Here is a 21,480-nt window from a genome sequence, read left to right as displayed (position 1 = left end):
CGCGAAGTCCAAACGCCATGCATCATCGTGCGTTCGCGAGCGGAGAACGCAGACTCAGCGCCCGGCGGCCCGGAGATGGTCCAAGAGGAGCGCCGCCGCCGGGGATACCGGTCCGGGCCGGACCACGAGGCGCAGCGTGCGCGCCGCCCAGGGATCGGTGAGCGGCACCGCGGCGAGCCGCATCGGCGGTCCGAGCAGGGCGTAGACATGTTCCGGGACGGTCCCGAGACCCAGGCCGACCTGCGCCATCCGGCAGATGGCGTCGAAGCTCGGGACGTGCATGCGCAGACGCAGGGGCCGGCCGAGGCGCCGGGCCTCGTCGCGCAGGGCGGCGTAGATCGAACTCTCCGCGTGCAGCCCGACATGGTCGTAGTCGAGGGTATCGGCCAGGGCGACGGCGCCGCGGCGGCTCAACGGATGCCCGACGGGCATCACCAGGACGAGGCGGTCGCTCCGGTACGGGTAGGCGGTGAGGCTGCGGGTGTCGGTGTTGTCGGCACAGAGGCCGAGATCGGCGAGTCCCTCCTCGACGCCGGCCACGACGCCGCCGCTCGGGCGCTCCTCGAGGTCGACCCGGATCCCGGCCTGCGCCGCCAGGAAGGCCTGCAGGTCCTCGGGCAGGAATTCCACGATGGCCGAGAGGTTGGCGAGCACCCGCACGAAGCCGCGCACGCCCCGGGCGTGCTCGGCGAGTTCCAGGGCGATCTGCTCGGCGCTCGCCAGCATCCGGCGGGTGTGGTGCAGCAGGGTCTCGCCCGCCGGCGTGAGCCGCATGCCGCGCGGCTCGCGGGTGAGCAGGGTGCAGCCCAGCGCGTGCTCCAGCTCGGCGAGGCGCTTGCTCACCGCCGAGGGCGCGATCGCCGCCCGGCGGGCCGCGCCGTTCAGCGTCCCCTCTGCGCAGATGGCCGCGAACAGCCGGAGGGTCTTCAGGTCGAGGCGGCTGAGGGTTGCGGCCGCGGGCAGGTCGGCGGACATCCGGTGACGGCTCGGTCAGGCGTGCCGTCAGTCGCGGGATCCGACCGGCTGGCCGTAGGTGCCGAGACCGGCCTTGGCCCCCTCCCGGTTGACGAGGCCGAGCCGCAGCACCGCCTGTTCCAGGTAGTCGATCGCGTCGACGAGATGGGCGCGCGCCTCGGCGATGCTCTCCTCGCCCTCCTCGACCGGCGTCTCGGCAAGCTTCACCGCGGCGATCAGGACCCGGTCGCGTTCGTCCTCGATCCGTGGGTCGCGGGCGAGGTGGCCGCGGACCCGGGCGTCGAACGCCTCGATGATCGACCAGGGCAGCGCGTCCTTGCCGGAGGGCGCCCGGTACGCCAGGGCGTGGCGCCGCGCGGCGGCGCTGGCGGCCCGGACATGATCGGCGAGTGCTGCATCCATTCCCGGTCTCCGCGGCGCCGCGCCGATGGGTCCACCCGATGATCGACCCAATGATCGACCCGAGGTCCGAACGTGCGCCGACCCGGTCCGTTGCCGACGCCCTTACCGGGCAACACCACAATCCTACAAGGCCGAGGACGCGGGGACCTTACCTTGGCGGTTCCGGCGCTTATCTCTCGTGTTCGTGATCAAGCGGCCGAGTCTCGGCCGGCAGATGGGGGACGATATGGGAACGACGCTGACGGCCGGTGCGGGGCGCCGGACATCGCCTGCGGCGCGCCTTTTCGGCGTGCTCTCGGTGATCCTGGTGGCCGCGGGCCTCTCCGGCTGCGGGGCGGTCAACCGGGTGCCGACGCTGCAGGAGCAGGCCAAATCCGCCTGGAGCGAGGTGCAGAACCAGTACCAGCGCCGGGCCGACCTGATCCCCAACCTCGTCGAGACCGTGAAGGGCTACGCCCAGCAGGAGAAGGACGTGCTGATCGGGGTCACCGAGGCCCGCGCCAAGGCCTCCAGCGTGAAGGTCGACGCCTCCACGGTCAGCGATCCGCAGAAGTTCAAGGAGTATCAGGACGCCCAGAACCAGCTCTCTGGGGCGCTCGGCCGCCTGCTGGTGACGGTGGAGAAGTATCCCGACCTCAAGTCGAACCAGAACTTCCTCGCCCTGCAATCCCAGCTCGAGGGCACGGAGAACCGCATCGCGGTGGCACGGCGCGACTACATCACCGCCGTCCAGGCCTACAACACCGAGGTGCGCACGATCCCGGGCCGCTGGATCGCGGCGATCCTGTATCCCGACGCCAAGCCGATGGAGACCTTCACGGCGACGCCGAACGCCGACCGGCCGCCGAACGTGAAGTTCTAGGGTGCGGCACAGGGGGCGGACCATGGGGCGGACCATGCCCGTCCGGGCGCGCCTCGCCCTGTCGCTCGCCGTCCTGGCAGCCTGCCTGACGGTCTACGCGATCGGGGCGCTGGCGGCCGAGCTGACCTTCCCGGCGCTGACCGGCCGCGTGATCGACGCGGCCGGCATCCTCACCCCGGAGCAGCGCGGCACGCTGGACGCCAAGCTGAAGGCGCACGAGGACAAGACCTCGGACCAAGTGGTCGTTGCAACGGTTCCGAACCTGCAGGGCACGACCGTCGAGGATTACGCCAACCGCCTGTTCCGGGACTGGAAGCTCGGGCAGGCCAAGACCAACAACGGCGTCCTGCTGCTCGTGGCGCCGAGCGAGCGGAAGGTCCGGATCGAGGTCGGCTACGGCCTGGAGGGGGCGCTGACCGACGCCCTGTCCAAGGTCATCATCGCCAGCGCCATCACCCCGCGCTTCAAGACCGGCGATTATTTCGGCGGCCTCAATGCCGGCGTCGACGGCATCCTGTCGATCCTGTCGGGCGACGCGCAGGAATGGCAACGCAAGCCGCAGGTGCGGGCCGACGAGGTCGATCCCGCCCAGGTCGCGGTCTTCATCGCCCTGTTCCTGATCGTGCTCTTCGTCGCTTGGCGCATGAGCCGGGGCGGCAGGACGGGGCGGGGCGGCGGCCTCGTCATCCTGCCGGGCCCCGGCTCGGGCGGATGGGGCGGCGGCTTCTCGGACAGCGGATCGTCGGGGGGTTTCGACGGTGGTTTTTCCGGCGGCGGCGGCTCGTCGGGCGGCGGAGGAGCCTCCGGTGACTGGTAGACGCGCGGATGTTCTGACGTCGGAGGCGCGGGCGCGACTCGCCCGCGCGGTGGCCCGGGCGGAAGCCGGGACATCCGGCGAGATCGTCGTGATGGTCAGCCGGCGCGCCGGCGCCTATCGCTCCGTGATCCTGCTCGCGACCCTGGCGGCGGCGCTGCTCCTGCCCTGGCCGCTGATCGCCCTGACGGCCTGGAGCGCAGCGTCGATCCTGCTGGCGCAGGCGGCCCTCGTGGCCGCGATCCTTGTCGCAAGCCAGAACGAGCGGCTGCGCATGGCCCTCGTGCCGCGCCAGCTGCGCCGGGCCCGCGCCCGGGAGGCCGCCCGCCGGGCCTTCTGGTCCCGGGGCCTGAGCCTGACACGCCGCCGCACCGGCGTACTGCTCTACCTGTCGCTCGCCGAGCGGCACGCGGAGATCGTCACCGATCTCGGCGTCCTCCGGGAGATCCCGCCCACCGCCTGGGACGGGATCCTCGCCGAGCTGGTCCCGGCCCTCGGTCGCGGCGCCGTCGAGGATGGCCTGACGGCGGCGGTCGAGCGTGTCGGCGCCTGCCTGGCGGAACATCTCCCCGCGGAGCCCGGCGACCCGGACGAGTTGCCGAACCGGGTGGTCGTGGTCGACTGACGGCTTTCCGGTCCGCCGAGGATGGCCGCCACGGCCGGTGCGCCCCTGCCTTGGACAGGCCGCGCGCGCCTCGTGGCATCCGACATTCGGATCTTGCGCGGTTGTTCGGCCGGGTGCGATGGTGCGGTGCCGCACGAAGCACCCTCCGGTTGTGTAACTGCGCAGGCCCGGCTGCGATTCCCCCTGTGAGTCCGGCGCGTCGGGGGCCACGGGGCCGCTGCGCATGAAGGCGCCGGCACCCTGATCCGAAGCGCCGCCGGCTCGACCGGCTGCGCTCGAAGAGGCCGTGATGAAGATCCTGATCGCCGCGACGCCGCTCACCGGCCACGTGAACCCGCTCCTCGCCATCGGGCGGACGGCTGCCACCCGGGGGGACGACGTCCTCGTTCTCACCGACCCGGCCTTCCGGCCGAAGGTGGAGGCGGCGGGTCTGCGGTTCACGCCGTACGCGGACCATGATGCGGCCGCGTACCGCGAGACCGAACTGCCCGCCGGCCCGGAGCGCTACCGCCGGGAATTCAAGCGCCGCTTCGTGGATCCCATGCCGGTCCAGGCCGCCGCCCTGCGGGCGCTGATCGCCGCCGAGGCCCCCGACGTGATCCTGGCCGGCAGCATGTTCCTCGGGGTGCTGCCGCTGCTCCTCGATACCGCGCCGCGGCCGCCCATCGTGACCGTCAACGTCAGCTTCCTGTTCCTCGACCGGCCCGACCACGCGCCCGTGGGCCTCGGCCTGCCCCCGGCCCGCGACCGGGACGACCTGGTCCGCTATGCCAGCCTCAAGGCCGGCATGGACGCGGCCTTCGTCAACCCGGTGCGGGCCTATACCGACGCGACGCTCGCGCGGCTCGGCCTGCCGCCGCTGCCGGCCTCGCTGCCGCATTCCATCGTGATCCTGCCGGACCTGTTCCTGCAGCCGACCGTGCCGGGCTTCGAGTACGATTACGGCACCCTGCCCTCCGGCCTCCGCTTCATCGGCCTGCTCCAGCCGCCGACGCCGCCCGCGCCGCTTCCGGACTGGTGGCCCGAGCTGGAACAGGCGAACGCGGCGGGCCGGCCCGTCGTGCTGGTCACCCAGGGAACGCTGGCCAACGCGGATTTCGGCGAGCTGGTCGAGCCGACCCTCGCGGCCCTGGCCGACCGGGACGATCTGCTGGTCCTGGCCACCACCGGCGGCCGTCCCGTGGACGCGCTGACGGGTCCGGTCCCGGCCAATGCCCGGGTGTCGTGCTTCCTGCCGTTCCGGGACTTGCTGCCGCGGGTGAGCGTGCTCGTCACCAACGGCGGCTATGGGAGCGTCTCGCAGGCCCTCGCCGCCGGCGTGCCGATCGTGTCGGCCGGCCTGACCGAGGACAAGGCCGAGGTGAACGCGCGCATCGGCTGGTCCGGCGTCGGGATCAACCTCGGGACCAACGCACCGAGCCCGGAGGCCATCGGCGCCGCGGTGGGGCGCGTGCTTGACGAGCCCGGCTTCCGGACGCGCGCCGGGGCGCTGCGGGACGCCTTCGCGGCCCGGGACGCCATGGCCTCCATCCTGACGGCGGTGGACGACCTCGCACGGTCAGGTGCCGGCGGCGCAGGCCGTCTCGCGAGGTCGGCATGAAGCCGGCCGCCGGCGCCGGGGCGCTCCGGGTCGTCGTCGACCTCAACCGCTGCCAGGGCTACGCCCAGTGCTGCTACGCCGCACCGGAGGCCTTCGCCATCCGCGGCCATGAGATCCTGTTCTACGATCCTGCGCCGCCGGCCGACCGGCGCGGCGCCGTCGAGCGGGCCGTCGAGGCCTGCCCGGTCCGCGCCATCAGCCTCCAGGCCGGCCCGGATGACGGAGACGCCCCGTGACCCCCGAACCCGCCGGCATCGTCGTGGTCGGGGCATCCCTCGCCGGCCTGCGCGGCGCCGAGGCGCTGCGGCGGGGCGGCTATGACGGCCCGCTCACCCTGGTCGGCGCCGAGCCGCACCGCCCCTACGACCGCCCGCCCCTGTCGAAGCACGTGCTCGCCGGGGAACTCGCCGCCGACGCCACCCGGCTGCCGGAACTGACCGACCTCCACGCCCGCTGGCGCCTCGGAAGCCCGGCCATTTCCCTCGATCGGGCGGCCCGCACCCTTCGGCTCGCCGACGGGTCGGTCCTGGCCTACGAGGCCCTCCTCATCGCCACCGGCGCCGAGGCCCGGCCCTGGCCGGCCGAGACCGGCGGCGGGCTCGCCGGTCTCTTCACCCTGCGCGGGCGCGACGATGCCGCGGCTCTCCGGGAGGCCCTGGTTTCCCGCCCGCGCCAGGTGCTCATCGTGGGCGGCGGCTTGATCGGCTGCGAGGCGGCGTCGTGCCTGCGCGATCTCGGCCTGCCCGTGACCCTCGTGGATCCGAATCCGGCGCCCCTGGCTCGAGGCCTGGGAAGCTTCGTCGGCGGGGTGATCGCGTCGTGCCTGCGCGACGCCGGCGCGGCGTTCCGGCCCAACACGATGGTGCGCGCCTTCGAGGGCGATGCGGCGGGGCATGTGGCACGGGCCCGACTGGCCGACGGCAGCACGATCGAGACCAACCTCGTCATCGCGGCCCTGGGGGCGACCCGGGCGACAGGCTGGCTGCGGGGCGCGGGCCTGAAGGCGGATGCCGGCGGGGTGACCTGCGACGCGGCCTGCCGGGTCCTCGACGCCGACGGGGCGCCCTGCCCGGACATCTACGCCGCCGGCGACGTCGCCCGGTGGCCGATCCCGCTCTACGGCGATCGCCTGATCGCGGTGGAGCACTGGGGCAACGCCGTCGAGCAGGCGGCCCACGCCGCGCGCAACATGCTGGCCGGCCCCGGCGACCAGCGCCCCTACGCGCACCTGCCGGCCTTCTGGTCGAGCCAGTTCGGGATCAACATCAAGGTGATCGGGCTTCCCGAGGGCGCCGATTCCGTCGCGGTGGTGCAGGGGTCTCGGTCCTCCCGGCGCTTTCTCGCCGTGTACGGCTGGGCCGGGCGCAGCATCGCGGCCGTCTCGTTCGATCAGGCCCGCTGGCTGCCCGCCTACGCGGAGGCGATCACGGCCGGCGCCGCCTTCCCGCCGATCATCGACGCCACCGACCAGCCGCGCGTTCAGACCGCCGCCCCGGGCTTCCCGTCTCCGCGCCAAGCCGCCCCGGCGCGCCCATCCACCGAGACCGTCGATGTCTGACGACGCATTGTTCGCCGCCGTGATGGATCCGGCAAACCGGGCCGATCCGTACCCGCTCTATGCCCGGTTGCGGCAGCGGCCGGTCTCCCGCCAGCGCGACGGCAGCTACGTCGTCTCCACGCACGCGGCGATCCGCGGATTGCTGTTCGATCCGCGGCTCAGTTCCGAGGATCTGCCGCCGCCCCGGCGTCCGCGCACCGGCAACCCGCTCAAGGACCTGATCCTCAATCCGATCAAGAACCGCATCAGCGCCACGCACCGACCGTTCATCTTCCGCGACCCGCCGGACCATGACCGGCTGCGCAGCCTCGTCATGCGGGAATTCTCGATCGCGCGCGTGCAGGCCCTGCGGCCACGGATCGCCCGCGAGGTGGACGCCCTGATCGATACATGTCGGGGACGCCGGGAGGTCTGCCTCGTCAGCGATCTCTCCTATCCCCTGCCGGTGACGGTGATCTGCGAATTGCTCGGCGTTCCGCGCGAGGACGAGCCGCGGTTCCAGGCCTGGGCGACGCAGCTCGCCACCGCGGTGGAGCCGGACGCGCGCCACGACGACACGACCCGCCGCAAGATCGTCGGGGCCTTCGACGAGATCGCCGCCTATATGCGCGACCTCATCCGCGAGAAGCGGCGGCGCCCGACCGACGACATGCTGAGCGGTCTGGCCGCGCCCGGTCCGGACGGCCGCAAGCAGCTGAGCGATTTCGATCTCCTGTCGACGGCGGTCCTTCTGCTGGTGGCAGGCCACGAAACCACCGTGAACCTCATCACCAACGCCATGCTGACCCTGCTCCGGCATCCCGAGCAGCTGGAGCGGCTCCGCGCCGATCCCGAACGTGCCCCCCGCCTGATCGAGGAGGTTCTGCGCTACGAACCGCCGGTGCATTTCCGGACCCGCAAGGCCCTCGGCGCGATCACGGTGGCCGGCGAGACGATCCCCAAGGGCGCGCCCGTCATCCTGCTCTTCGCCGCCGCGAACCGCGATCCGGCCCGGTTCGACGCCCCCGACCGCTTCGATCCGGACCGGTCCGATATCGAGCATTTCGGCTTCGGCGGCGGCCTGCATTATTGCGTCGGCGCGCCTCTGGCGCGGATCGAGGCCGAGATCGCCCTGGTGGCGCTGAGCCGCCGCCTGATCGCCCCGCGTCTGCCGCAGGATCCGCCCCCCTATCGCCCGGGCGCGTCCCTGCGCGGTCCGGAGCAGCTCCCCATCGGCATCGACGGGATCGCCTGAGACAGGCAGACCTGGAACCGTCCCGGACCGTAAAAGGGCGGTGAACACCGCTGTTTCACGTGAAACATTTGTAAACTTCTCGTCCTGAGCCGGTCCAGCAGCCCCGCCCAGCCTGAGATCGACGGCCCTGAACCTGTCATGGCCACAACGCTGCGGCTGGCGGCCCGAAGGTTCGGCTGTCGGCGAGGCGATTCCCAAACGCGATCCCGGGGAACTTGGCCGTACCGCCGACGGCTTTACCCGGAAGGCGGCCGAGCCGGCCGCATTCCCGAAAGTCTCCGGAGATCCTCGCGATGAAGGCACTGTGCTGGCACGGCCGCAACGATATCCGCTGCGACACGGTCCCGGACCCGGTCATCGAGGATTCCCGCGACGTGATCATCAAGGTCACGAGCTGCGCGATCTGCGGCTCGGACCTGCACCTGATGGACGGCCAGATGCCGACCATGAAGAGCGGCGACGTCCTCGGCCACGAATTCATGGGCGAGGTCGTGGAGGTCGGGACCGGCTTCACCAAGTTCAAAAAGGGCGACCGGATCGTCGTGCCCTTCAACATCAACTGCGGCGCATGCCGCCAGTGCAAGCTCGGCAATTACTCGGTCTGCGAGCGCTCCAACCGCAACGCCGAGATGGCGGCCGCGCAGTTCGGCTACACGACGGCCGGCCTGTTCGGATACTCGCACCTAACCGGCGGCTATGCCGGTGGCCAGGCCGAGTATGTCCGTGTGCCGATGGCCGACGTCGCGCCCATGAAGGTGCCGGAGGGCATGGACGACGAATCCGTCCTGTTCCTCACCGATATCCTGCCCACCGGCTGGCAGGGCGCAGAGCATTGCGAGATCCAGGGCGGCGAGACGATCGCGGTCTGGGGCGCCGGCCCGGTCGGCATCTTCGCGATCCAGTCGGCGAAGATCATGGGGGCCGAGCGGATCATCGCCATCGAGACCGTGCCCGAGCGCATCGCCCTCGCCCGGAAGGCCGGCGCCACCGACATCATCGACTTCATGAACGAGGACGTGTTCGAGCGAATCAAGGAGATCACCAAGGGCCAGGGTGCCGACGGCGTGATCGACTGCGTCGGCATGGAGGCGAGTGCCGGCCATGGCGGCCTCACCGGCGTGCTCTCTGCCGTCCAGGAGAAGCTGACCGCCACCGAGCGGCCCTACGCGCTGGCCGAAGCCATCAAGGCGGTCCGGCCCTGTGGGATCGTCTCGGTGCCCGGCGTCTATGGCGGACCGATCCCGGTCAACATGGGCTCGATCGTCCAGAAGGGCCTGACCCTCAAGAGCGGCCAGACCCATGTGAAGCGCTATCTCGAGCCGCTGACCAAGCTGATCCAGGCGGGAAAGATCGACATGACCTCCCTGATCACCCACCGTTCGCACGACCTCGCGGACGGGCCGGACCTCTACAAGGCCTTCCGCGACAAGAAGGACGGCTGCGTGAAGGTGGTGTTCCACCTGAACTGAGGCGGCGCGCTCCGGCCGCCGATCGGCTGGGGCGTATCCCCGTAGGCCCGGCTGGGCGCGGCATCCCGGAAGCGTGTAGAGCCGGCGCCGTGCCCACCAACCGTCCGGGACGCCCATGTGCAACCTCTACAGCCTGCGGACCGGCCCCGCGGATCTGCGCCGGGCCTTCGCGATCGCGGAGGACCGCACCGGAAACCTTCCGCCGTTGCCGGCTATCTTTCCCGACCAGCTGGCGCCGGTGGTCCTGAACGGCACCGCCGGACGGGACCTCGCGATGATGCGCTGGGGCATGCCGGGGCCGAAGGCGTTCGGCGAGCATCCGATCACCAACGTGCGCAACGTCGCGAGCCCGCACTGGCGACCCTGGCTCGGGGCCGCCCATCGCTGCCTCGTGCCGGTCACCGCCTTCAGCGAGTACGCCGACACCAAGCCGCGCAAGACGCCGGTCTGGTTCGCCCTCGACGAGGATCGGCCGCTCTTCGCCTTCGCGGGGATCTGGCGGCCCTGGACGGGCGTGCGGGGGACGAAGCGCGAGAACCCGGACCGGGTCGCCGCGGAGCACCGGCTGTTCGCCTTCCTGACCACGGAGGCGAACGGCGTCGTCGGGCCGGTCCATCCCAAGGCGATGCCGGTGCTGCTCACGCAACCGGAGGAATGGGCGACCTGGCTCGAGGCGCCCACCGCGGAGGCGCTCCGGCTCCAGCGCCCGTTGCCGGATGCCGCCATGCGCGAGGTCGCCCGGGGGGCGCGGTCGGACGGGGCCGAGGACTGATCCGCCCTACCCGCCCGCCGGCTCGCCGGAGGGATGGCCTGTGGGGGCGGCCGTCACGCCGCGGGCCCGCCAGCGCGCCAGCACGGCGGCGTTGAGCCGGGCGATCCGTGCCCGGTGCGCCTCCCAGAACGAGAGCGGCGGCGTCGGCTCGGCGACCACGCGCGTCCGGTGGACGGGGCGCGTCTGCTTGTCGGCGAGGCGGAACGGGACGGCCGGGCGCGCGCTTGCCCGGACGAGGCGCGCTTCGGGATCGGCCAGGATCGCCTGGGCGCGGGCGCAGTAGAGCTGCGACAGGGGCGAGATCACCTCCGACCCGTGTCCCGCCCGGTACTTCATCAGGGCGCGGCAGAGGTCGCCGTCGGCCCGGCGCCAGGCTTCGGCGAGATAGCGTACGCCGTAGCGAACGTTGATCTCCGGGGCCGCCAGCTCGGCGACGGTGCCCCGGAAGCCGAGCATCGCCGCGGTGGTGGGCCGGACCTGCATCAGACCGACCTCGCCGACGCTGCCGACCACGGTGGGATCGTAGCCGCTCTCGATCCGCGCGACGGCGTCGGCGACCGCGAGCGGCAGGCCGGTGCCGGCGGCCTCGCGGGCGATGAGCGGCAGGAAGCGGGCCCGCGCATCGGCGACGGCCGGCGCCGGCGCGGCAACCGGGGGAACCGGCGGCAGGGACGCCATGCCGAGCGCATGCACCGCCAGAAAGGTCGCGGGCCGGGCCTGCGCGGGGGCCGCGCAGGTCAGCAGCAGGAGAAGCAACGGAGCGCGCATCGGCCGCCACGGAGAGGGTCCGGGACCTGTCTATCCCGGCCGCCTCAACGAAGCCTTTCGCCGCCCGGCGAGGGGCCGAAGCTACTGCACCGGCCCGCGCTCGCGCGCCTGCAGCAGCCGCAGGGCCTCGCCCAGGACCGTGTGAAGGTCGGCCACGCCCTGGGCGCTGAGCGGCAGGCCGACCCGCTGCCCGTGGATCGTGCTGAGGACCAGCATGGCGAGATCCTCGCCGATCAGCAGGTTGGATCCCGGCAGGCAGAGCGGCAGGACGAAATCACCCTCGACCTCACCGAGGACATCGACCGCATCCGCGGGCCGAAAGGGCGGCTTCCGATCGGTCATCGCTCCCCTCCTCGTTATCCGCGCGGCACCGGTGGGCCGCCCGGAGACTCATACCGTGTCTCAACCCGGATCCCGGTCGGGCATCCGCAGAGACCGCACCGTGAGCGTGTCGATCTCCAGCGCGCCGATCTCCAGGGAGCCGACCCGGGCCCGCCCCACCGAAAGGCGTCCGATCACGAAGGCGCCCACCGCGACGACGCCGAGCGCCGCGGCCCCGAGGGCCAGCGCACCCAGCGCTGACGCCCCGACCGTCCCGGCGCCGATGGCACCCGCGCCCAGAAGCGCCGTGTCGCGGGGGTCGGCCGACGCCGTCCCGACCGTCCCGATCTCGGCCTCCGGAACCCTCGAATGCGGCATGCGGGATCCTCTCCGGCCGGTCCACTCCGACGACAGCTATACGCGACATTAACCGCGTTTTCACGCCGCGCGCTGACGATGGTCCTCGGTCCCCGCACCCCGGACAGTCCGTCCGCAGCCAGAGAGGACGTCGCCCGTGCAGCATCTGCTCCCGGCCTTCGCGATCTTCGCATCCGGCTGCCTGCTGATCCATGTCGGCCGTGCCTATGCCCGGGCAACCACGATGCTGCTCTCGGGCACCGCCCTGATGCTGAGCGTGACCCTCGGCACAGTGGTCTGCCAGCGGATCGGCCAGCCGGTGCGCTCCGTCGCATCCGACGCACGAGCCCTCGGCCAATCCGGTCAGTAGAGCCGCGTCCGATAGGCGTCGGCGATGGTGGCCTCGGCCTCCGCCACGTCGGCGGCCGCAGTCTGATCGGACAGGATGCGTCCCAGGCTCGGGAAGGCGTCGCGCGCGACATGGCGCGCCGGATCCCAGAGCCCGGAGCGGATCATCGCCTTGCCGCAATGGAAGAACGCCTCGCGCACCTGCACGACGAGCCCCGCGGCCGGCACCTTGCCCTGGGCGCGCATGGGCTCGAGCAGCGCGGCGTCCTGCGTCAGCGCGGCGGTGCCGTTCACCCGGAAGGTCTCGTCGATCCCCGGCACGAGGAAGATCAGCCCGACGCCCGGGCTCTCGAGCAGATTGAGGAACGTGTCGATGCGGTTGTTGCCGCGCCGGTCCGGGATCACCAGGGTCCGGGAATCCGCAACGGCGACGAAGCCCGGCGCATCGCCCCGGGGACTGGCGTCGACATGGCCGGCCTTGTCCGCGCTCGCCACCACCAGGAACGGCGCCAGGGCGATGAAGCGGCGGCCGTAATCGTCGATGTGGTCCAGCACCTTGCGGGCGGCGAGCGGTCCGACGGGCCCGAACAGCCCGCGCAGCGCGGCGGCATCGCGAATCGGCGTATCGGCTTGCGCGTCCATGCGAACCTCTCAGGCCCTGAGTGGCGCGGCGGCCGCATCCCGGTCAAGCGCGATCAGGGCCAGACGTGGATCGCCACCGGGCGGCGCAGCAGGTCCCGGTCGGAGGTGATCGTGCAGCCCTCCGTGCGCAGGCGCGCATAAGTGAGCAGCGCCCGCTCTCCGACATCGTCGAAATTGCGGCCCCGCGCGTCCGGATCGAGCAGCGACGGATAGGCGATGAGCGGCGCCGTGGCCGCGCACGGGTCGTCGTAGAGGGTTGCGCCCGCGAGGAGCAGGCGCGGGCTGTCCCAGGTGATCAGGTCGCGGGAGGTGGTCCAATAGAAGCCGGATTGCGGGTAACCCTCGGCCGCCTTGGCCATGAACACGGCGATCCAGGCGCCCGAGCCGCGGTGCCGGACGACGGCCCCGACCGGGCCCGGGAACGGCCCGACCGGCCGGCAGGTCGCCGTGTTCGGGCGGGCGGCGCGGTAGGGGTCCGGGAAGGCGGCGGTGAAACCGGTGCCGGTCCAGGCGCGCCAGCGGGTCGGATCGGCCGGATCGTCGCTGCGGAACAGGCAGATCCCGGATTCCTGGTCGCTGCCGGGCCGGGTCCAACCGGTGGTCGAGGCGAGGAAGTACCGCCATCTCCCGTCCGCGACGATGTTCGACGGATTGAAGAAGCCGCGGTGGCGGCCCTGGTCGCTCTCCTGCCGGAACGGGGCTCCGGCGACCACCACGGGCGGGCTCTGCCGCTTGAAGCTACGGCCGCCATCCGTCGAGGTGGCGGCCGTGATCGTGTTGTACCAGCAGGCCATGTAGGTGGCCGCCGGACAGCGGCCCGGATGCTCGTTGGCCTGGTACTCGTGGTGGAGGAGTGCGGCCACGCGGGCGCCGTCCTCGGTCCAGGTGGCGGTGATCCAGGAGCGGTCGTCGTAGGCCGCAGGATCGGATTTCTCACCCGAATCGAGCACCACCGTGCAGTCGAGCTTGAGCTGGCCGAGATCCGGGCCGCGCAGCGCCCGGTTACGGTAATGCATCCCGTAGAGCGCCACCGCGCCCGCGGCGTCGCGGAAGGCGCGGGCCGGCGCGTCGGGGACGTCGGCGCCGTCGCAGGCATCGCGGCCGGCCTTGAAGATCTCCGTCGGCGGCCCGACCAGGGTCAGGGCCGAGAGCGGGGGATCGGCGGAGGCGGGGGTTGCGAAGGGGATCAGGACCAGCAGCGCCACGCGGCCAAGGCGCACCGCCCTCCCGCCCCCCTCTGCGGGGGAGGGTTTTCTGCGAAGCGGGCGGGGAGCGCGGCGGCGCGACGGTGCGGGCTTCAGCGCAGGTGGCGGTCCCTCCGGAAACGGGGCTCCCCTCGCCCGACCCGGGCTGACGGCCGTGACGCCCTCCCCCGCAGAGGAGGGAGGGAGACTGCGCGGCGCCGGCTGCTCAAACCCGCGCGATCGCAGCGTGGCACCGCCGCGTCGCATCCCGGACACCCGATCCGCCCAGCCCATGGTCGCCATCCGGCTGCGTCCCGGCCGCGCCTGGACAAACAGGCGGAGATTCGCTTGAGAACCATTACAGAGTGCTTGCCGCCGGCCGTGCGGCCCGACTGAAAGTCTCCTATGGTTCTCTTGATCCTCGGGCTGGTGCTGTTTCTCGGCACGCATGCCTTCTCGATGGCCCGCACCCGGCGCGCCGCGATCGTCGACCGGATCGGCGAGGGCCGCTACAAGCTCGGCTACATCGCCCTGTCGCTGCTCGGGCTGGTGCTGATCGGCATCGGCTTCCACGATTACCGCCTCGCCGGCTACATCCCGGTCTGGGATCCGCCGGTCTGGACGCGCCACCTCGCCCTGACGCTGGTCTGGCTCGCCTTCGTGTGCCTCGCCGCCGCCTACCTGCCGGGCCATATCCGCGCCAAGGCCAAGCACCCGATGCTGCTCGCCGTGAAGATCTGGGCCACCGCGCACCTCCTGGCCAACGGCGATCTCGGCTCGATGCTGCTGTTCGGCGGCTTCCTCGCCTGGGCGGTGGCGGCGCGGATCAGCGCCAAGCGCCGGGCTCTCGCCCCGGGGGCGGTCGCGGCTCAGCATGGCGGGCCGGCGGTGGCCCCGCAGGGCTGGCGCAACGACATCCTGGCTCTGGTGATCGGGACGGCCGCGTGGTTCGTTTTCGCCCGCTATTTGCACTATCCGGTGATCGGCGTGCCGGTCTGGCCGGGCACCGCCTGAGACACTGCCTGTCGCCAACCCCGCGCCCGTGTGTTAGGCGCGGGGCCCGAACGAGACGAGGTGGTCCGCTGAAATCATGCGGGCCGGGATAGAATGGCCGAGAACAACGAGTTCCTTCGCGAGGTCGACGAGGATTACCGCCGCGACCGGATCCTTCAGATCTGGAAGCGCTACAGCGGCGTGATCATCGCGCTCGCCGTGCTCGTGGTGGCGGGCGTCGCGGGCTGGCGCTACTGGCAGGCCCAGCAGCGCGCGGCGGCCGAGGTGGCCTCGGTGCAGTTCGACGACGCCAACCGCCTCGCCAAGGACGGCAAGGTCGCGGAGGCCGACAAGGCCTTCGACGCCCTGGAGGCGCAGGGCCCGGCGGGCTACCGCCTGCTCGCCCGGTTCCGGGCGGCGGCCGAGACCGGCAAGCGCGACGCCGCTGCAGGCGCCGCGGAGTTCGACAAGCTCGCCGACGATACCGGCCTGGGCGACGGCCTGCGCGACCTCGCGCGCCTGCGCGCGGCCCTGCTGCGCCTCGACGGGCCGAACCCGGATCCGGCGCTGGCCAACCTCCAGGGCCTGGCCGCCGGCACCCCGTTCCGCCACACCGCCCGGGAGATGCTGGGTCTCGCCGCCCTGAAGAAGGGCGATTACGAGGAGGCCGGACGCTGGTTTGACCAGATCGTGGCCGATCCTGATACCCCGCGGAACCTGCGGGATCGGATCGAGGTCTACGCGGCGATCGTCGCGGGCGGCCCCGTGACGGTGACCGAGGCCAAGCCCGAGCCCGCTGCCCCGCCCCCGCCGATCACGCGCTGATTTCTGTTCGGACTGTTTCGAGAACCACCATGGATATGCCGACCGTCGCGATCGTCGGGAGGCCGAACGTCGGCAAGTCGACCCTGTTCAACCGCCTCGTGGGCAAGAAGCTCGCGCTGGTCGACGACCGCCCGGGCGTCACCCGCGACCGGCGCGAGGGCGACGTCACCTTCGGCGGCCTCCAGTTCCGGGTGATCGACACCGCCGGCCTGGAGGAGGCCGACGCCGCGACCCTCACGGGCCGGATGCGGATGCAGACCGAGGCGGCGATCCTCGCCGCCGACGTGGTGCTGTTCGTGATCGACGCCCGCGCCGGCGTGCTGCCGGCCGACCAGCCCTTCGCCGAACTGGTGCGCCGGGCCGGCTGCCCGGTGATCCTGATCGCCAACAAGGCCGAGGGCGGGGCCGGCCTCGCCGGGGCCTACGAGGCCTTCACCCTCGGGCTCGGCGACCCGATCCCGTTCTCCGCCGAGCATGGCGAGGGCCTGGGCGAGCTGCACGAGGCGCTCAAGGGCGCTCTGCCCCAGCGCGACGAGGACGAGGACGAGGAGGACGACGCGGACGCCCCTGGCGGCCGGTCTCTCAAGGTCGCCATTGTCGGTCGCCCGAATGCCGGCAAGTCGACGCTGATCAACCGGATGCTCGGCGAGGACCGGCTGCTCGTCGGCCCCGAGGCCGGCATCACCCGCGACTCGATCTCCCTCGATTGGGAATGGCGCGGGCGGCGGATCAAGCTGCACGACACCGCCGGGATGCGCCGCCGCGCCCGGATCGACGACAAGCTGGAGAAGCTCGCGGTCTCGGACGGCTTGCGCGCCGTGCGCTTCGCCGAGGTGGTGGTGGTGCTCCTCGATGCCACGATCCCCTTCGAGAAGCAGGATCTGACCATCGTCGACCTCGTCGAGAGCGAGGGCCGCGCCCTGGTGATCGGCCTCAACAAATGGGACCTCGTGGCCGACCAGCCGGGCCTGCTGAAGCAGCTGCGCGAGGATTGCACCCGGCTGCTGCCGCAGGTGCGCGGCGTCGCGGTCGTGCCGCTCTCGGGGCTGGCCGGCGACGGCGTCGACAAGCTGATGCAGGCGGTGGTGCAGGCCTCCGAGGTCTGGGACCGGCGGATCTCGACCTCGCGCATCAACGACTGGCTGAACGAGGCGACGTCCCGCAACCCGCCGCCGGCGGTGTCGGGCCGGCGGATCAAGATCCGCTACGCCACGCAGGTGAAGAGCCGGCCGCCGCATTTCGCGCTGTTCGGCAACCAGCTCAACGCCCTGCCGAAATCCTACACGCGCTACCTCGTGAACGGCCTGCGCGAGGCCTTCGACCTGCCGGGCACACCGATCCGCCTGAGCTTGCGGACCTCGCAGAATCCGTTCGACAAGGGCTGATCCAGCCGCGGCCGGGCGGGGGTCCCCGTCGAGGCCTGCGTTGCATTCCCGCACCTCAGGATGCGGCGGGCGGACGGGGCCCGCTCTACCGCGCCGCGTCGGCGATCCAGTCCACCGCCGCCGCCAGCGCGGAGCGCTCGTCCTTGCCCTCGGACAGCGCGGCCTCGAAAGCCGCGATCTGCCCGTCCGCGCTGGTCCCCTCGGCCACGATCGACCGGGCCCGGGCCACGTCCGCTGCACAGCCGAGGGCGTCCGCATCCTCGGCCACGAGGGCGAGCACCGCCTCCAGCGCCTCCGGGAACGGGACGGCGTCGCCCCGCGCCTCGTCGATCAGCGCCGCGGCCACGCCGCTATGCTGGGCGCGCCAGAGGTTCTCGGAGGCCAGCGCCCGCGAGACGCCGTCGAGATCGGCATGGAGGTCGGGCCGGCGCACGCACAGGCGCACGAGGCAGCGGAACAGGGCGGCGACGCACAGCGAATCGTCGAGCCGCGTGCAGGCATCGGCGATGCGCAATTCCAGCGTCGGGAACTTGATCGAGGGGCGCAGCGACCACCACAGGAAGCTCGCATCGGCGATGGCGCCCGAGCGGGTCATGATGGCGACGAACCGCGCATGGGCGGCGGCATCGGAAAAAAGCTCCGGCAGGCCGGTGCGGGGCAGCTCGCCGAAGACGCTGAGCCGGTACGCCTTGAGCCCCGTCGCCTCGCCCTGCCAGAACGGCGAGGAGGCCGAGAGGGCGAGCAGCAGCGGCTGGAACGGCAGCAGCCGGTTCATGAGATCGATGCGGGCCTCCGGGTCCGGCACCTCGACATGGACATGCATCCCGCAGATCAGGGCCCGCCGGGCGGCGATGCCGACATCCGACAGGATGCCCTTGTAGCGTTCGCCGTCCGTGGCGGTCTGGCGCGACCAGCGCGCGAGGGGATGCGTGCCGCAGGCGAGGAGCGCCAGCCCATTCTCCGCGGCGATGCCGGCGAGCCGGGCCCGCTGGCCGCCGAGATTCGCCCGGGCGGCGCTCGCGTCGGTGAGCGGCGGGGTGCAGACCTCGACCTGTGCGGCGACCAATTCGCGTCCCGTCTCGGGGAGTTCCGCCTTCACCCGCGCGTGGAAGGCGGCGAGGTCGCCGCGCGGTGTCCCACGGGTCTCGGCATCGGCCAGGAAGTATTCCTCCTCGATGCCGAAGCGGTAGCTGTGGGCGCTCATCGTGGCCTCCGGAAACGCGACGCGTGCGCGGCCAACGCGCCGGCTCACGGGAAGGTGCCGTTCAGGCCGCGCGCAGCGGTCCGCCCACCAGCCAGGCGGGATCGAACCAGCGGTCGGCCTCGCCGTCGTAGGGCAGGCGGGTGATGTCCCAGTTCTGGATGTACTTGGCGTAGACGTTCCACACCGCGATCCCGCCGCCGACGAAGATCCGCCGGCCGGGATAGCGCTTGAGCACCGCCTCCGGATCCTCGTGGCTGCGGATCACGTCGATGGTGCGGTCCTTGAAGGCGAATTCGGGCACCGAGGCCACCGTCTTCGGCCCGGCGATCAGGACATGGCCCATGGTCAGCGCGAAGAAACGCGTCACGTCCTCCACGAACAGCGGATCGGTGTTGCCCTCCCAGGGCAGCTGGCCGTTGAGGCCGAGCTGGCCCCGCAGGCCGATCGCACAGATGCAGCGGACGTCGATCATGGAAAGCAACTCAGACAGGAAGATCAGGCCTGCCCCATCCACCCCCTCATCCTGAGGTGCCCGCGCGAGCGGGCCTCGAAGGCGGGGTCCAGGGATCGCGCGACCTGTGGAGCCCGCCTTCGAGGCCTCCGCTGCGCTCCGGGACCTCAGGATGAGGGAGGCGGTGGGGTGCGTGTTCGAATAACAGGGTACCGGCTCATTCAGGTGCGCGGAAACTCAGCACCCGGTCGGTGGGGAAATCGTAGAGCTTGCCGGTCTCGGCCCAGTCCGGCGCGGCGAGCCGCACGAAATGGGGGGCGAGGTCCTCGGGCGTCTTAAGGGTCTCGGGGTCCTCCCCGGGCATGGCCGAGCGGCGCATGCCGGTCCGCAAGGGTCCGGGATTGAGCAGCATGGCCCGGATCGCCGTGCTCTCGTTCTCGGCCGCGTAAGTCCGCACCAGGGCCTCCAGTGCCGCCTTCGACACCGAGTAGGGTCCCCAGTAGGGCCGGCACTTCGAGGCCGCCCCCGAGGAGACGAAGATCGCCCGCCCGGCATCCGACATGCGCAGCAGCGGATCGAGGGAGCGGATCAAGCGCCAGTTGGCGGTGACGTTCACGTCCATCACCTGCCCCCAGATCTTCGGGGTGATGTGGCCGATGGGCATGAGCGCGCCGAGGATGCCGGCATTGGCGATCAGGATGTCGAGGCGCTTCCAGCGCTCGTTGATCGCCGCGCCGAGGCGGTCGATCGCGTCGTAATCGGCGAGGTCGAACGGCACGAGGGTGGCGCTGGAGCCGGCCGCCCGCACGGCGTCGTCCAGCTCTTCCAGGGCGCCGACGGTGCGCGCCACCGCAATCACGTGGGCGCCGGCGCCGGCGAGCGCCAAGGCGGCAGCGCGCCCGATGCCGCGGGACGCGCCGGTGACGACCGCGACGCGGCCTTCCAGGGGTTTCTGAGACTCAGCCATGCGCAGGACCTAGCGCATTCCGACCGGAAGGGTCGAGGAATCGGTTTCAAAAGGTCTATGACCTTTTGCGGGTGCAGGGCAGAGCCCTGCGAGAGACCCAGGGGCGCCGCCCCTGGACCCCGCCAAAGGGCTCGCCCTTTGGGAACCCCAAACCTCAGTCCGCCTCGGCCAGCATGGCGAAGCGCTTCGGGCCGGCAATGGAGAGGTCCGTGAGGCCGGTCGGGTAGTCGCCCGTGAAGCAATGGTCGGTGTATTGCGGGCAGGCGGCGTTCCGGGCCTCCTCGCCCATCGCCCGGTAGAGGCCGGGGATCGACAGGAAGGCAAGCGAATCCGCGCCGATATACTTGCGCATCGCCTCGAGATCGTGGGTCGCGGCGAGCAGCTTCTCCCGCTCGGGCGTGTCGATCCCGTAGAAATCCGGGTAGGTGATCGGCGGCGAGGCGATCCGGAAATGCACCTCGGCGGCCCCGGCCTCGCGCATCATCCGGACGATCTTCACCGAGGTCGTGCCGCGCACGAGGCTGTCGTCCACGAGGACGATGCTCTTGCCCTCGATCGCCGCGCGGTTGGCCGAGTGCTTCATCCGCACGCCGAGTTCGCGCACCGACTGGGTCGGCTGGATGAAGGTCCGCCCGACATAATGGTTGCGGATGATCCCCATCTCGAAGGGAATCCCGGTCTCCTGCGAGAAGCCAAGTGCCGCCGGGACGCCGGAATCAGGCACCGGCACGACGATGTCGGCCGTGACGGCGGCTTCGCGGGCCAGTTCCCGGCCGATCGCCTTGCGCACCCCGTAGACGCTCTTGCCGTTCACCACCGAGTCCGGCCGGGCGAAGTAGATGTATTCGAAGATGCAGGGCCGCATCGGCACGGCGTCGGCGAAGCGGATCGACTCGATCCCCTCCTCGGAGATCACCACGATCTCGCCGTTCTCGATGTCGCGGACGAACCGGGCGCCGATGATGTCCAATGCGCAGGTCTCGGAGGCCAGCATGTAGCGGCCGTCCAGCTCGCCCAGCACCAGCGGGCGGATGCCCAGCGGGTCGCGGGCACCGATCAACTTCTTGTTGGTGAGCGCCACGATCGCGTAGGCGCCCTGGATCGCCTGCAGGGCGTCGATGAAGCGCTCGATGATCCGCGGCTTCCGGGAGCGGGCCGCGAGGTGGAGGATCACCTCGGTGTCGGAGGTCGACTGGGTGATCGCACCGTCGCGGACGAGGTCGCGTCGGATCGACAGGGCGTTGGTGAGATTGCCGTTATGGGCGACTGCCAGCCCGCCGCTGGCGAGCTCCGCAAAGAGCGGCTGGACGTTGCGCAGGATCGTCCCGCCGGTGGTCGAGTAGCGCACGTGCCCGATGGCGGCGCGGCCCTTCAGGCGGGCGATGGTGTCGCCGTCCGAGAAGGAATCACCCACGAGGCCGGGGCGCCGTTCGGAGTGGAACACCGAACCGTCGAAGGAGACGATGCCGGCCGCCTCCTGGCCGCGGTGCTGAAGGGCGTGCAGCCCCAGCGCGACGATGGCCGAGGCCTCCGGATGGCCGAAGATGCCGAAGACGCCGCACTCCTCCCGGAGCGTGTCGCCATCGAGATCGAAATTGAAAGCGTCGGTGGAGGCGGCGGCGTGTGACATGAGGCGGTCGATCACTCACAGATCCCGGCGGCGAAGGGCCGACGCGCCGGTCGTCGCGGAAGCAATCCGTGCACCACCGGAACCGCTATCTAGG

24 protein-coding genes are annotated in these 21,480 nt (G+C 71.6%); 13 read left to right on the top strand and 11 right to left on the bottom strand.

Annotated features, from left to right (window positions below):
• Nucleotides 1–54: 54 nt before the first annotated feature.
• Complete coding sequence (locus BM396_RS21410) at nucleotides 55–975, bottom strand: LysR substrate-binding domain-containing protein (RefSeq protein WP_043352554.1); 921 nt, start codon at nucleotides 973–975, stop codon at nucleotides 55–57.
• A 27-nt stretch (nucleotides 976–1,002) separates the two neighbouring features.
• On the bottom strand, nucleotides 1,003–1,377 hold the full coding sequence (locus BM396_RS21405) for a hypothetical protein (protein WP_043385305.1): 375 nt from the start codon (nucleotides 1,375–1,377) through the stop codon (nucleotides 1,003–1,005).
• 226 nt (nucleotides 1,378–1,603) lie between these two features.
• On the opposite strand from BM396_RS21405, the gene BM396_RS21400 reads away from it, so the two are divergent.
• From BM396_RS21400 to BM396_RS21360, 9 genes are all read left to right on the top strand, one after another.
• Complete coding sequence (locus BM396_RS21400; protein ID WP_043352562.1) at nucleotides 1,604–2,239, top strand: LemA family protein; 636 nt, start codon at nucleotides 1,604–1,606, stop codon at nucleotides 2,237–2,239.
• A gap of 22 nt (nucleotides 2,240–2,261) precedes the next feature.
• Nucleotides 2,262–3,056, top strand: coding sequence for a TPM domain-containing protein (locus tag BM396_RS21395; protein WP_043385303.1), 795 nt, complete (start codon nucleotides 2,262–2,264; stop codon nucleotides 3,054–3,056).
• Nucleotides 3,046–3,678 carry a TPM domain-containing protein gene (locus tag BM396_RS21390; protein WP_043352558.1) on the top strand — a complete coding sequence of 211 codons (633 nt, stop codon included), beginning with the start codon at nucleotides 3,046–3,048 and terminating at the stop codon, nucleotides 3,676–3,678. The genes BM396_RS21395 and BM396_RS21390 overlap by 11 nt, the downstream gene beginning before the upstream one ends.
• 289 nt (nucleotides 3,679–3,967) lie before the next feature.
• A complete protein-coding gene (locus BM396_RS21385) occupies nucleotides 3,968–5,278 on the top strand; it encodes a glycosyltransferase (RefSeq protein ID WP_043385302.1) in 1,311 nt (436 codons plus the stop codon).
• Nucleotides 5,275–5,514, top strand: coding sequence for a ferredoxin (locus tag BM396_RS21380; protein WP_043385300.1), 240 nt, complete (start codon nucleotides 5,275–5,277; stop codon nucleotides 5,512–5,514). The genes BM396_RS21385 and BM396_RS21380 overlap by 4 nt, the downstream gene beginning before the upstream one ends.
• Nucleotides 5,511–6,836, top strand: a complete 1,326-nt coding sequence (locus BM396_RS21375; RefSeq protein WP_043385299.1) for an NAD(P)/FAD-dependent oxidoreductase — start codon at nucleotides 5,511–5,513, stop codon at nucleotides 6,834–6,836. Before BM396_RS21380 ends, BM396_RS21375 begins: the two co-directional genes overlap by 4 nt.
• The gene (locus BM396_RS21370) at nucleotides 6,829–8,070 is read left to right on the top strand and encodes a cytochrome P450 (protein ID WP_043385295.1); all 1,242 of its coding nucleotides are present in this window, start codon (nucleotides 6,829–6,831) and stop codon (nucleotides 8,068–8,070) included. The genes BM396_RS21375 and BM396_RS21370 overlap by 8 nt, the downstream gene beginning before the upstream one ends.
• A 293-nt stretch (nucleotides 8,071–8,363) precedes the next feature.
• Entirely contained in the window at nucleotides 8,364–9,539 is a 1,176-nt protein-coding gene (locus BM396_RS21365) for a zinc-dependent alcohol dehydrogenase (RefSeq protein WP_043385292.1), read from the top strand.
• Between the two features lie 115 nt (nucleotides 9,540–9,654).
• Nucleotides 9,655–10,311 (top strand): SOS response-associated peptidase, encoded by a 657-nt coding sequence (locus BM396_RS21360; protein WP_043385289.1) that lies wholly within the window; start codon nucleotides 9,655–9,657, stop codon nucleotides 10,309–10,311.
• A 6-nt stretch (nucleotides 10,312–10,317) separates the two neighbouring features.
• Here the strand turns inward: BM396_RS21360 and BM396_RS21355 are convergent, their stop codons facing one another.
• The 3 genes from BM396_RS21355 to BM396_RS21345 all read right to left on the bottom strand — a co-directional run bounded on the left by BM396_RS21355 (nucleotide 10,318) and on the right by BM396_RS21345 (nucleotide 11,778).
• Entirely contained in the window at nucleotides 10,318–11,079 is a 762-nt protein-coding gene (locus tag BM396_RS21355) for a lytic transglycosylase domain-containing protein (protein ID WP_043357759.1), read from the bottom strand.
• A gap of 81 nt (nucleotides 11,080–11,160) precedes the next feature.
• Nucleotides 11,161–11,421 carry a hypothetical protein gene (locus BM396_RS21350; RefSeq protein WP_043385287.1) on the bottom strand — a complete coding sequence of 87 codons (261 nt, stop codon included), beginning with the start codon at nucleotides 11,419–11,421 and terminating at the stop codon, nucleotides 11,161–11,163.
• 60 nt (nucleotides 11,422–11,481) lie between these two features.
• A complete protein-coding gene (locus BM396_RS21345) occupies nucleotides 11,482–11,778 on the bottom strand; it encodes a hypothetical protein (protein ID WP_051045121.1) in 297 nt (98 codons plus the stop codon).
• Between the two features lie 136 nt (nucleotides 11,779–11,914).
• Here BM396_RS21345 and BM396_RS21340 point away from each other — a divergent pair, with 136 nt between their 5' ends.
• Nucleotides 11,915–12,127, top strand: coding sequence for a hypothetical protein (locus BM396_RS21340; protein ID WP_043357763.1), 213 nt, complete (start codon nucleotides 11,915–11,917; stop codon nucleotides 12,125–12,127).
• On the opposite strand, the gene BM396_RS21335 is transcribed toward BM396_RS21340, so the two are convergent.
• Together BM396_RS21335 and BM396_RS21330 are read right to left on the bottom strand one after the other, a co-directional pair.
• Nucleotides 12,121–12,747, bottom strand: a complete 627-nt coding sequence (locus BM396_RS21335) for a pyridoxamine 5'-phosphate oxidase family protein (protein WP_043385284.1) — start codon at nucleotides 12,745–12,747, stop codon at nucleotides 12,121–12,123. The two genes, BM396_RS21340 and BM396_RS21335, sit on opposite strands and share 7 nt — an antisense overlap.
• 53 nt (nucleotides 12,748–12,800) lie before the next feature.
• Complete coding sequence (locus BM396_RS21330) at nucleotides 12,801–13,967, bottom strand: hypothetical protein (protein ID WP_043385281.1); 1,167 nt, start codon at nucleotides 13,965–13,967, stop codon at nucleotides 12,801–12,803.
• Between the two features lie 369 nt (nucleotides 13,968–14,336).
• Between BM396_RS21330 and BM396_RS21325 the strand changes: the two genes are divergently transcribed.
• From BM396_RS21325 to der, 3 genes are all read left to right on the top strand, one after another.
• Complete coding sequence (locus BM396_RS21325; protein WP_043357769.1) at nucleotides 14,337–14,945, top strand: NnrU family protein; 609 nt, start codon at nucleotides 14,337–14,339, stop codon at nucleotides 14,943–14,945.
• 93 nt (nucleotides 14,946–15,038) lie between these two features.
• Nucleotides 15,039–15,749: a tetratricopeptide repeat protein gene (locus tag BM396_RS21320; protein ID WP_043357771.1), complete on the top strand. Its 711-nt coding sequence runs from the start codon at nucleotides 15,039–15,041 to the stop codon at nucleotides 15,747–15,749.
• Between the two features lie 29 nt (nucleotides 15,750–15,778).
• Complete coding sequence (der, locus tag BM396_RS21315; RefSeq protein WP_043357773.1) at nucleotides 15,779–17,134, top strand: ribosome biogenesis GTPase Der; 1,356 nt, start codon at nucleotides 15,779–15,781, stop codon at nucleotides 17,132–17,134.
• An 85-nt stretch (nucleotides 17,135–17,219) separates the two neighbouring features.
• On the opposite strand, the gene BM396_RS21310 is transcribed toward der, so the two are convergent.
• From BM396_RS21310 to purF, 4 genes are all read right to left on the bottom strand, one after another.
• On the bottom strand, nucleotides 17,220–18,338 hold the full coding sequence (locus BM396_RS21310) for a carboxylate-amine ligase (RefSeq protein WP_043385278.1): 1,119 nt from the start codon (nucleotides 18,336–18,338) through the stop codon (nucleotides 17,220–17,222).
• A gap of 61 nt (nucleotides 18,339–18,399) precedes the next feature.
• Nucleotides 18,400–18,810 carry a dihydrofolate reductase gene (locus BM396_RS21305; protein WP_043385327.1) on the bottom strand — a complete coding sequence of 137 codons (411 nt, stop codon included), beginning with the start codon at nucleotides 18,808–18,810 and terminating at the stop codon, nucleotides 18,400–18,402.
• A gap of 196 nt (nucleotides 18,811–19,006) precedes the next feature.
• Complete coding sequence (locus BM396_RS21300) at nucleotides 19,007–19,756, bottom strand: SDR family NAD(P)-dependent oxidoreductase (RefSeq protein ID WP_043385275.1); 750 nt, start codon at nucleotides 19,754–19,756, stop codon at nucleotides 19,007–19,009.
• 154 nt (nucleotides 19,757–19,910) lie between these two features.
• The gene (gene purF / locus BM396_RS21295; RefSeq protein ID WP_043357788.1) at nucleotides 19,911–21,386 is read right to left on the bottom strand and encodes an amidophosphoribosyltransferase; all 1,476 of its coding nucleotides are present in this window, start codon (nucleotides 21,384–21,386) and stop codon (nucleotides 19,911–19,913) included.
• Between the last annotated feature and the right edge of the window lie 94 nt (nucleotides 21,387–21,480).

Source organism: Methylobacterium sp. UNCCL125 (genome assembly GCF_900116795.1).
GTDB lineage: Bacteria > Pseudomonadota > Alphaproteobacteria > Rhizobiales > Beijerinckiaceae > Methylobacterium > Methylobacterium fujisawaense.
This window is presented reverse-complemented; position numbering and strand designations above follow the sequence as displayed.

Coding starts and splice junctions, on each gene's coding strand:
- BM396_RS21410 (WP_043352554.1), bottom strand. CDS start 975: ATGTCCGCCGACCTGCCCGCGGCCGCAACCCTCAGCCGCCTCGACCTG.
- BM396_RS21405 (WP_043385305.1), bottom strand. CDS start 1,377: ATGGATGCAGCACTCGCCGATCATGTCCGGGCCGCCAGCGCCGCCGCG.
- BM396_RS21400 (WP_043352562.1), top strand. CDS start 1,604: ATGGGAACGACGCTGACGGCCGGTGCGGGGCGCCGGACATCGCCTGCG.
- BM396_RS21395 (WP_043385303.1), top strand. CDS start 2,262: ATGGGGCGGACCATGCCCGTCCGGGCGCGCCTCGCCCTGTCGCTCGCC.
- BM396_RS21385 (WP_043385302.1), top strand. CDS start 3,968: ATGAAGATCCTGATCGCCGCGACGCCGCTCACCGGCCACGTGAACCCG.
- BM396_RS21380 (WP_043385300.1), top strand. CDS start 5,275: ATGAAGCCGGCCGCCGGCGCCGGGGCGCTCCGGGTCGTCGTCGACCTC.
- BM396_RS21370 (WP_043385295.1), top strand. CDS start 6,829: ATGTCTGACGACGCATTGTTCGCCGCCGTGATGGATCCGGCAAACCGG.
- BM396_RS21365 (WP_043385292.1), top strand. CDS start 8,364: ATGAAGGCACTGTGCTGGCACGGCCGCAACGATATCCGCTGCGACACG.
- BM396_RS21360 (WP_043385289.1), top strand. CDS start 9,655: ATGTGCAACCTCTACAGCCTGCGGACCGGCCCCGCGGATCTGCGCCGG.
- BM396_RS21355 (WP_043357759.1), bottom strand. CDS start 11,079: ATGCGCGCTCCGTTGCTTCTCCTGCTGCTGACCTGCGCGGCCCCCGCG.
- BM396_RS21350 (WP_043385287.1), bottom strand. CDS start 11,421: ATGACCGATCGGAAGCCGCCCTTTCGGCCCGCGGATGCGGTCGATGTC.
- BM396_RS21345 (WP_051045121.1), bottom strand. CDS start 11,778: ATGCCGCATTCGAGGGTTCCGGAGGCCGAGATCGGGACGGTCGGGACG.
- BM396_RS21335 (WP_043385284.1), bottom strand. CDS start 12,747: ATGGACGCGCAAGCCGATACGCCGATTCGCGATGCCGCCGCGCTGCGC.
- BM396_RS21325 (WP_043357769.1), top strand. CDS start 14,337: ATGGTTCTCTTGATCCTCGGGCTGGTGCTGTTTCTCGGCACGCATGCC.
- BM396_RS21320 (WP_043357771.1), top strand. CDS start 15,039: ATGGCCGAGAACAACGAGTTCCTTCGCGAGGTCGACGAGGATTACCGC.
- der (WP_043357773.1), top strand. CDS start 15,779: ATGGATATGCCGACCGTCGCGATCGTCGGGAGGCCGAACGTCGGCAAG.
- BM396_RS21310 (WP_043385278.1), bottom strand. CDS start 18,338: ATGAGCGCCCACAGCTACCGCTTCGGCATCGAGGAGGAATACTTCCTG.
- BM396_RS21305 (WP_043385327.1), bottom strand. CDS start 18,810: ATGATCGACGTCCGCTGCATCTGTGCGATCGGCCTGCGGGGCCAGCTC.
- BM396_RS21300 (WP_043385275.1), bottom strand. CDS start 19,756: ATGGCTGAGTCTCAGAAACCCCTGGAAGGCCGCGTCGCGGTCGTCACC.
- purF (WP_043357788.1), bottom strand. CDS start 21,386: ATGTCACACGCCGCCGCCTCCACCGACGCTTTCAATTTCGATCTCGAT.